We start from the raw sequence: 9,202 nt of genomic DNA on the forward strand, positions 1-9,202 counted from the left end.
GGATCTTCGCCGGAATTAACGCCGTCGAAAACCGCCGCGGCGACCGTACGATGACGACTGATTGTATCGACAGTTTTCACAAAATCATCATCACGAGCTTTTCTTTGATCCGGCTTCGATAAACCAAAATCGCGGGTCACACATGAAATCAGCTCCTCTACGGATATTTTTTTTTCGCCAATCAAATTTTGCGCCAATTTGAAAGCCCGGTCGTGACGCAGTTTGCCGTAACCCTCTTCAGAACGCGCTTTGTAAGCAAAGTTGGCGCGAATCAGGAGTTTCTCATCAGAATCTATGGCATCAAAGCGGAAATATTCATGGTTGCCAGTCTCAAAATAGGCGGCGTTGCCCAGGGCATCGATCACGCCAAAATTGCTCGTGACAGCCCGGCCGGTTTCGTTTGTATTCTTTAAGAGATTTTCAAAATCTTCAACGGTTTTGCATAAAATAAGCGCCGTTTTCATCAAGACGCCTTCATCGTCGTAAAGCGTCTCTTCGCCGGGAATGGCCATATCGCGCGATTCGGCATTCATAATCGCGAATCCGTGATTGTTTACGCCCGCCCAAACCTGCATCGTATCATCGGCGTTGATGATCCCGATAAACTGCGTTCCGTCATGCGAGAAAAAAGCCGCTTCGTTGTCTTTAAAACTCGAGTCGCGATTTTTCCACAGAATCGGGCGCGCGCTGTTTGTCACTGCGCCGGAAAATACACCGGTTGTGCATTCCTCCGACAAGATAACTCCAACAAAAAATGTCAGGAAAAGACAGGCTATTATGAAAAATCTGCAAAAATTCCGAATCATATTGAATCCTTTTAAATAAACCGCGCGATGCGCAAGTTATTTTCGCTCAGCGAGATAATCCGAAGCCGCAAGCGCGCCATTGGCTCCATCACCGATTGCATTCGCAATTTGTCGGTATTTTTTCGATCTCACGTCGCCGATTGCGAAAATTCCTTTGACGGACGTTTCCATATGTTCGCCGGTAATGATATAGCCGTCTCGGTCTAATTTCAATAAATCTTTTACGAACGACGTATTCGGTAGCCAGCCGATAAAAACAAAGACACCGTCAACAGCAAACCGGCTTTTTTCACCGGTTTTAACGTTCCGAATTTCTACGCCTTCGACGTGATCGCTACCGAGAATTTCTGTTACCACCGAATCCCATTTAAACGCGATTTTTTCATTGTCAAAAGCGCGTTGCTGAAGGATCGGTTGGGCGCGCAATTGGTCGCGCCGGTGAATGATTGTTACTTTTTTAGCAAACTTGGTGAGGTAAATTCCCTCTTGAACCGCCGCGTCGCCGCCACCGACAACCACGATATCGGCGTTTTTATAAAACGGTCCATCGCAAACCGCGCAATAGGAAACGCCCTTTCCAAACAACGCTTTTTCAGATTCCAAGCCGATCAGGCGTGGTAAACCTCCCGTCGATATTATCACGGCGCGTGAAACGTATTCATTATTCTCCGTGACCAACCGAAAAGTTTTCCCCTCTGGAATGATCGCGCGGACATCTTCGAATTCTCCAAATTTGACGTTGAATTTTTCTGCCTGCGCCCGCATTTTGTCCATCAATTCCATACCAAGAATTCCATCCAGAAAACCCGGATAATTTTCAAGAATATCGACTTTCGTCGGTTGACCACCGGTCAATTCCTTCTCCAATAAAATCGTCTTGAGCGTTTCGCGTGCCGTATAAATTCCAGCCGTTAATCCCGCAGGTCCGCCACCAATAATTACAACATCAAAAATCTCATCATTCATTCGTCTTTGTACCTCCATCTTTCAAAAAATTTTCGTCATAATTTATGAATATCATGCGAAAAATCGTTAGACAAAATTTCATCGGATTTTCGTCTTGCAAACCGATTAAGAAAACGTGTAAATTTTAATTATGATGAAAGAAGGAACACAAATTATACTCATTGGCGATCGGGTTTTGATCGATCCGGAACCTGACGACAACAAGACGCCGAGCGGTCTTTATCTCCCTCCGGGCGTTAAGGAAAAAGAAAAGGTTCAGGGCGGATACGTCGTTAAAACCGGGCCCGGATTTCCACTTCCTTTCGACAATGATCTCGACGAACAGCCATGGGAAGAAGAAAAGAGCTACGAACCGCGGTATGTTCCGCTTCAGGCAGAGGAAGGCGATTACGCAATTTTCCTAAGAAAAGCCGCCATCGAAATCGAAATCGAGAATAAAAAATATCTCATCGTTTCACATTCCTCCATTCTTATGCTGATGAGAGATGGATATCTGGAATAAATTTTCCGGAAATTTTCAGCCCTTCTGCTTGAACACCCAAACCGACTTTAAATAATCCTTGATTGTTTATTTATCAGCGTGTACATTACTTACGAATATCGTCAACATATTATGATATCGTAAACACACCCAGAGAAAAGATCGGTAAAAAGGTGATACAAGTGATGACAACAAAGAAACAGCAGATAGCTGAAACCGCCGAGGACTTGTTTCGGCAACACGGCATCAAACGCGTAACGGTTGAAGAGATCAGTTTAAAGGCTGGCCTCAGCAAAATGACCTTTTACAAATATTTTCAAAATAAAAAAGAACTGGTGAAATATTTATGGCAATCAATAATCGATGCCGGCCTGGAAAAGCTCGATGAAATCGACAGATCGGACATTCCCTTCGCCGAAAAAATTCAGGCGCTTCTGAAAATGAAGGAAGATTCTGTCTCCCAGATGGGCAAACAGTATGTCCATGACTATCTGGAATACGTTCCGGATGTACAGCGTTTTTATGAACAGCTTCTCAGCAAAACGATGACAAAATTCATGGATTTTATTCGCCACGCTCAGGAGAAAGGCGACGTTCGCAAAAGCATGCGCCCGGAATTTTTCATCGCGGCTCTTCACAAATTGACGGAGTTGGCGAACAACGATCAACTCGCCGCTCTGTATCCAAATTATACGGACTTCGTACTTGAGGTCAATAACTTCATTTACTATGGCATCATGCCGGTACCGGAAGCGGAGCAGAAATGAAATTCAACCGGGTTTGCCTGATTATGATCGCGGCTGTTCTTTCATTGTCGGCGTTGGATTATGATTTTCGCGGCCAACTCTCGGCGCGTTTGACAGGTCGCAATCTGGATGAAAGCCGGTCGGTTTCCGCCGGACTGCAGTACATTCCGCAATTTTCGCTAACTAAGCCGCTGAATGCTGATCACTTTATATCGGCGGAATTGGCTTTTTACGGTTTTGCTAATTCTGACGAGAAAATCAGATTTGACAATATTCAGCCCTATCGATTGAATTTTCGTTATGCAACCGCCCAAACCGAGACTCAAATCGGTTTGCAAAAGATCAATTTCGGCCCGGCTCAGATTCTGCGGTCGCTGATGTGGTTCGATCGGCTCGACCCGCGCGATCCCATGAAAATTACTGAAGGCGTTTACGGCCTGCGCTTCCGTCATAATTACCTGAACAATGCCAACGCCTGGCTTTGGGTATTGTATGGTAATGAAGAAACCAAAGGTTACGAAGCTGAGCCGACTACAAAAGGAGAGCCGGAGTTTGGCGGGCGTTTTCAAATCCCTGTCCGGCACGGTGAAGTGGCTCTGACATATCATCAGCGTTATATTGAAGATGCGGTCAACGGCCTCGAAAATCGCCTTGCTCTCGACGGACGCTGGGATTTTATCCTCGGCTGGTGGATAGAAACCGTCGGCCAGTTCAGCCATGACAGATTACAATCTTTCACCACACTCGGAGCCGACTACACTTTCGGGATTGGCAACGGACTATATACCCTGTTTGAGCACAAAACAGATTACTACAATTACAATATCATTTCCGTCGATAATTCATCCGGGGTAGAACTCGATGATCCGGTTCAGGTTTCGGCGATTATGCTGACTTATCCGCTGATGCTTTTCGATAATCTTACGGCAATCGGCTATTATTCATGGACAACGCACGATTTTTACCAATATATAGGCTGGCAGAGAACCTATGATAAAATTGTCGTTAATCTCAATTTTTTCAATTATCCGGACGCGGCGCTTTCTGGAGATGCTTCCATCGGCGCCGGAAAAGGCTTACAGCTAATTTTGATCTATAATCATTAAAATAAGGGTGAATTTATGGCATACGACGCATTGATTTCGATCCAACAACTGATTAAAGACTATCCGATGGGACGCAGTTTCTTCCGAGCCCTGAATGAAATTAATCTCGAGATTGAATCCGGCGAATTTGCCGGATTGGTTGGCCCGAGCGGTTCCGGCAAGACAACCCTATTAAATATTATCGGTTCGCTGGATGTGCCCACCAAAGGAGATGCCTACGTATTAGGCCAATCGGTTGGTTCGCTGAGTAGCCATCAATCGGCCAATCTGCGGAATCATCACTTGGGATTCATTTTTCAAACCTACAACCTTCTGCCGGTTTACAACGTATTCGAGAATGTCGAGCTTCCGTTATTGCTATTAAAAATAGGAAGGGACGAGAGGCGAAAACTTGTAGATCAAGCGCTAGAGTGGGTCGGCTTACAGGACAAGCGTAAATCCCGTCCGGCGCAGCTGTCCGGCGGTGAATGTCAGCGGGTCTCGATTGCCCGCGCAATGGTCAAATCACCCAAAATCGTCATGGCTGATGAACCGACCGCCAATCTGGACGCAATGAATTCCCATAATATCCTGCAGACAATGGAAAAACTGAATCGTGACTTGAAAACCACGTTTATTTTTGCTACTCATGATGATAAAGTCATCCAGTATTTGCATCGAAAAATCAGCCTGAATGACGGCAAGGTGGTCGGTGACGAATTGATCAGCAAACAATAATCGGGAGGTGATTATGTTAGCCTTAAAATTAGCTTATCGGAATTTAATGGGCGCCCGGTTACGGACTTGGCTGAATGTATTCGTCCTATCGCTGTCTTTTATCGTGATCATCTGGTTTAAGGGCATCCTGAACGGCTGGGACTTGCAGGCGCGGCGGGACACAATCAGTTGGCAGATTGGCGGCGGTCAGTACTGGCAGGAGAATTACGATCCTTATGATCCATTCTCGATCGATGACAGTCATGCGCCACTATCCATTGCAACGCAGGAAGCAATCGCTCAGGGAAAGTTGACGCCGATGCTGATCAGCCAAGCCACCATGTATCCGGAAGGCCGGATCCAGAACATTTCCATTCGCGGCGTCGATCCAGAACAGAAAATAATTGAACTGCCAACCAGTTATCTGGTAAATAAAGACGGTGAAATTCCCGCCATTATCGGCGAGCGCACCGCTCGCAATAATAAACTATCAGTCGGCGATTATGTCACGATTCGATGGCGGGATGTTAAGGGTACCTTTGATGCCAATGAGGTCAAAATCGTTCATATATTCAGAACGGATGTACCAACAGTTGATCTGGGTATTGTTTGGATACCTCTGAAGAAGCACCAGGAAATGTTTCAATTGCCTAATGAGGCGACAATCCTGACTGCATCTCGGGAAACTGGTTTCATCGGCAGTATCCCGGGCTGGGAATTCAATGACCACTATTTCCTGCTCGCCGAAATAAGGGAACTGATTAAAGTAAAATCCATTGCCGGATCGGTATATTTCATCATTTTAATGTCACTCGCAATGTTGGCTATTTTCGACACTCAGGTACTGTCAATTTTCCGTCGCCAGAAAGAAATTGGTACCCATATCGCTCTTGGAATGACTCAACGGCAGGTGGTCGCGCTTTTTACCGTCGAGGGCGCCATGCATTCCATTCTGGCGGCAATTCTGGCGGCGATCTATGGAATTCCACTGCTGGCTTATCAGGCTAAGGTGGGCTGGACCATGCCGGCTGGCACGGATGATTTTGGATTAACGGTCGCTGAAACCATTTATCCGTATTATTCTCTCTGGCTGGTGCTTGGATCAACGCTACTGGTGCTGATCACGACCACAATTGTCAGTTACATACCCGCCCGCCGCATTTCCAAAATGAACCCGACGGATGCTATTAGGGGGAAAATCCAATGATCAAATTTATTATTAATGGTCTGTTGCGCGACCATCATCGGAGCTTGTTCCCATTTCTTATCGTTACGATTGGCGTAATTATCACTGTATTCATGCAGTCTTATATGAACGGCGTGCTCACCGACATGGTCGATTACAGCGCCCGTTTTTCCACCGGTCATGTCAAAGTGATGAGCCGGGCTTATGCTGAAAACGCTGATCAGGTGCCGAACGATCTGGCGCTGAACAACGTCAGCAAAATTATGAACCAACTCCAGTCAGAATATCCCGACATGACATGGGTCAAACGCATCCAGTTCGGCGGCTTACTGGATATTCCGGACGAAAACGGCGAGACCAAATCACAGGGCATGGTCGCCGGGATGGGCGTAGATATCTTAAGTCCCGGAAGTACCGAGATCAGCACGCTAAATATTGCCAAGTCAATCGTAACCGGCCGAATGCCAGAGCGCTCCGACGAAATCCTGATCAGCGATGATCTGGCTGAAAACCTTGGCGTAAAACAGGGCGATGCGGCAACGCTGATTACATCCAGCATGTACGGCAGTATGGTTGTCCACAATTTCATCGTCGTTGGCACGATGCGTTTCGGGATTCAAATGATGGATCGGGGCGCCATAATTGCCGATGTAAACGACATGCAATTTATCCTAGAAATGGACGATGCCGCCGGTGAGATTCTCGGTTACCTACCCAACCGTGTCTATAATGATGCGGCCTGCGCCGATATTGTTAATAATTTCAACGCTCAATATGAGAATAGCGACGATGAATTTGCGCCGGTAATGGGAAAACTGAAGGAGTTAAGCAACCTCAGCGGCTACTTGGATATGGCTTCCAATGCCTCAGAGATGATCGTTGTAATCTTCGTGATCGTGATGTCGGTGGTATTGTGGAACGCCGGTCTGCTGGGCGGTTTGCGACGTTATGGTGAGGTCGGCGTCCGGCTGGCCATCGGTGAGCAAAAGGGCCATATTTTCCGCTCACTAATCTACGAATCAATCGTAATCGGATTCGTTGGATCGGTGATTGGCACAACCATCGGACTGGGTTTCGCCTACTGGATGCAAGTAAAAGGACTGGACATCGGCGCTTTCATGAAAAACGTCAATATGATGATTCCAACAGTATTCAGATCCAAGATTACTTCCGAAACTTACTACATCGGCTTTTTCCCGGGACTGTTGGCCACGGTACTGGGAACGGCATTAGCCGGGGTCGGTATTTACCGACGCCAGACAGCCTCATTATTTAAGGAGTTGGAAACATGAGAAAAGCACTGCTTTTTATCGCACTTTTCAGTTTAATTGTTACAATAAATGCTCAGACGCCGACCGGTGATGAAATTCTGAAGCGGATCGACCAGAACCAGATATTTGAGCAAGCCATCAGTGTATCCACGATGATTGTCCATAGTCGCACCGGCGACCGCACGATTCAATCTAAAGCCTGGTCCAGGGGCAATGACAAAGCCTTCGTCGAATACCTGGCGCCGGCCCGCGAAAAAGGCAAAAAAATGCTCAAATTGGAAAAAAACCTCTGGATTTACACGCCGGAACCCAGCGATCGGATCATCACCATCTCAGGACATCTGTTGAAACAATCGGTCATGGGCTCGGACATGTCTTACGAGGACATGATGGAAAGCGATGAATTGCGAACCAACTATGATGCGATCGTGCTCGGCAAAGAAAAATACAACAATCGCAACTGCTGGGTGTTGCAACTGACCGCAAATAACAGCGAGGTCGCCTATCATTCCCGTAAAATCTGGGTCGATGCCGAGCGTTGGTTGTCGCTGAAAGAAGAGCGTTTTGCTAAGAGCGGACGAATTCTCAAGAAAACCGAAATTCTTGAAGTGTTTTACCAAGATGGACGCTGGCTTCCAAAGCGGATAACGTTCAAGGATATGCTCTCGCGCGGCGGTGGCACCGAGTATATCATTGATTCCATTGACTTCAACGCCAAAATTCCGGATTACCAGTTTACCAAGGCGGCTTTGAGGAAATAAGCGGGCGAGCCGCAAGCAAGTGATTAACGCCATAAAAAAAGCCGGGAGATTTTCTTCCGGCTTTTCGGTTTATCATAATCCCGAAGTTTCGGGACGGAGCGTCACTCGATCCAATCGAAATCGACACTGCCCAATCCGACTTCGATGATGATATACACTCGTTTTTTCGCAGATTTCCAGTTTCCGCTTCGATAAATGTCATCGTCAACGCGGTCGAAACCTCGGAGATTTATTGATGACAGAAAAGATCTTTCCGCCCGAACCTCGACTCCAATCTTATCCGGCATTTCAATTTTGACTGACCCGAGCCCAACGCTGATCTTACCCTTGGTGTCCTTTATAAGATCTCCATTGAATTCGAGGGTTGTGATGCCCAAACCGCACTCAACGTCAAAACGTTCCACGTTTGACCATCCAATTCCGCGAACGACAACATTTCCCAAGCCAGTCTGGATATTAATATTCCGGATTTCTTCCTTATTTCGCTTGTTAAACTCTACCAAAACATCGCTTAATCCACACTCAAGGTTCAGATCGTTGACACAAATATCGGTAAAATCCATCTCGCCGTCTCCCAATCCCATTTCAATATCAAACGAGGTCGGAATATTTTTATTGAAACCAAGTTCCCAAGAGCTATTCTTGGATTCTTTATATGAATCTCTCTCGTGTTTGAATTTGAAGTGTTTTTCCCCAACATTTTCTTGCGAGTAGAGATGGAGTCGTCCGCGATTTCCACGCGTTTTATACTCTACATTAGGTTTAAGATCTTTGTCGCGGTAAGTCATCTGCGATTTCATTACAAAATTACCGTCGGTTAAACTTTTTAGGAAGAATCGCCCAAGCGCAAATTCGATCTTGACATCGAGTTGCTTCTCGCCTTTGAGCGGAATATCATGACGAACAGTCTGCACTTCCGAAGCCATCAATGTTCCGAAAAACAATAGCAAAGCAAGCACACTATTGGTCTGAGAAAAACGATTTCTTTGACTTTTTGGATTCATGATATTTAATTCCCGTTAGACTTGCAAATTCGAATGTTACCGTCACGGGCGTTGAGTTTGATATCATCTCCGCCGCCATTGACCGGTCCGTGTCCTGTAATGATTAATTTTGATCCTTTTTCAATCTTATCAATCGACAATGGAAAATCCGAGTAAATATCGCAATCCACGTCCCGCCG

The 9,202-nt window shown here is 46.2% G+C and carries 10 protein-coding genes; 7 read left to right on the plus strand and 3 right to left on the minus strand.

What is annotated here, in order from left to right; all coding sequences use genetic code 11:
* Nucleotides 1-806: peptidase C45 (locus COT43_04070; GenBank protein ID PIS29302.1), on the minus strand; the 806-nt coding region annotated here is incomplete at its 3' end.
* Nucleotides 807-842: 36 nt separating this feature from the next.
* Nucleotides 843-1,772 carry a thioredoxin-disulfide reductase gene (gene trxB, locus COT43_04075; protein ID PIS29303.1) on the minus strand — a complete coding sequence of 310 codons (930 nt, stop codon included), beginning with the start codon at nt 1,770-1,772 and terminating at the stop codon, nt 843-845.
* 133 nt (nt 1,773-1,905) lie between these two features.
* Between trxB and COT43_04080 the strand changes: the two genes are divergently transcribed.
* The 7 genes from COT43_04080 to COT43_04110 all read left to right on the plus strand — a co-directional run bounded on the left by COT43_04080 (nt 1,906) and on the right by COT43_04110 (nt 8,019).
* A complete protein-coding gene (locus COT43_04080; protein PIS29311.1) occupies nt 1,906-2,274 on the plus strand; it encodes a chaperonin in 369 nt (122 codons plus the stop codon).
* 164 nt (nt 2,275-2,438) lie between these two features.
* Nucleotides 2,439-3,020, plus strand: a complete 582-nt coding sequence (locus COT43_04085; protein PIS29304.1) for a hypothetical protein — start codon at nt 2,439-2,441, stop codon at nt 3,018-3,020.
* Complete coding sequence (locus COT43_04090) at nt 3,017-4,105, plus strand: hypothetical protein (protein ID PIS29305.1); 1,089 nt, start codon at nt 3,017-3,019, stop codon at nt 4,103-4,105. The genes COT43_04085 and COT43_04090 overlap by 4 nt, the downstream gene beginning before the upstream one ends.
* 15 nt (nt 4,106-4,120) lie before the next feature.
* Entirely contained in the window at nt 4,121-4,822 is a 702-nt protein-coding gene (locus COT43_04095; GenBank protein PIS29306.1) for a lipoprotein-releasing system ATP-binding protein LolD, read from the plus strand.
* A gap of 13 nt (nt 4,823-4,835) precedes the next feature.
* Nucleotides 4,836-6,008: an ABC transporter permease gene (locus COT43_04100; GenBank protein PIS29307.1), complete on the plus strand. Its 1,173-nt coding sequence runs from the start codon at nt 4,836-4,838 to the stop codon at nt 6,006-6,008.
* Nucleotides 6,005-7,279, plus strand: coding sequence for a hypothetical protein (locus COT43_04105; protein PIS29308.1), 1,275 nt, complete (start codon nt 6,005-6,007; stop codon nt 7,277-7,279). The genes COT43_04100 and COT43_04105 overlap by 4 nt, the downstream gene beginning before the upstream one ends.
* A complete protein-coding gene (locus tag COT43_04110; GenBank protein ID PIS29309.1) occupies nt 7,276-8,019 on the plus strand; it encodes an outer membrane lipoprotein-sorting protein in 744 nt (247 codons plus the stop codon). Before COT43_04105 ends, COT43_04110 begins: the two co-directional genes overlap by 4 nt.
* Before the next feature lie 101 nt (nt 8,020-8,120).
* On the opposite strand, the gene COT43_04115 is transcribed toward COT43_04110, so the two are convergent.
* Nucleotides 8,121-9,023, minus strand: coding sequence for a hypothetical protein (locus tag COT43_04115; protein ID PIS29310.1), 903 nt, complete (start codon nt 9,021-9,023; stop codon nt 8,121-8,123).
* Between the last annotated feature and the right edge of the window lie 179 nt (nt 9,024-9,202).

This window comes from Candidatus Marinimicrobia bacterium CG08_land_8_20_14_0_20_45_22 (assembly GCA_002774355.1).
GTDB lineage: Bacteria > Fidelibacterota > UBA2242 > UBA2242 > UBA2242 > 0-14-0-20-45-22.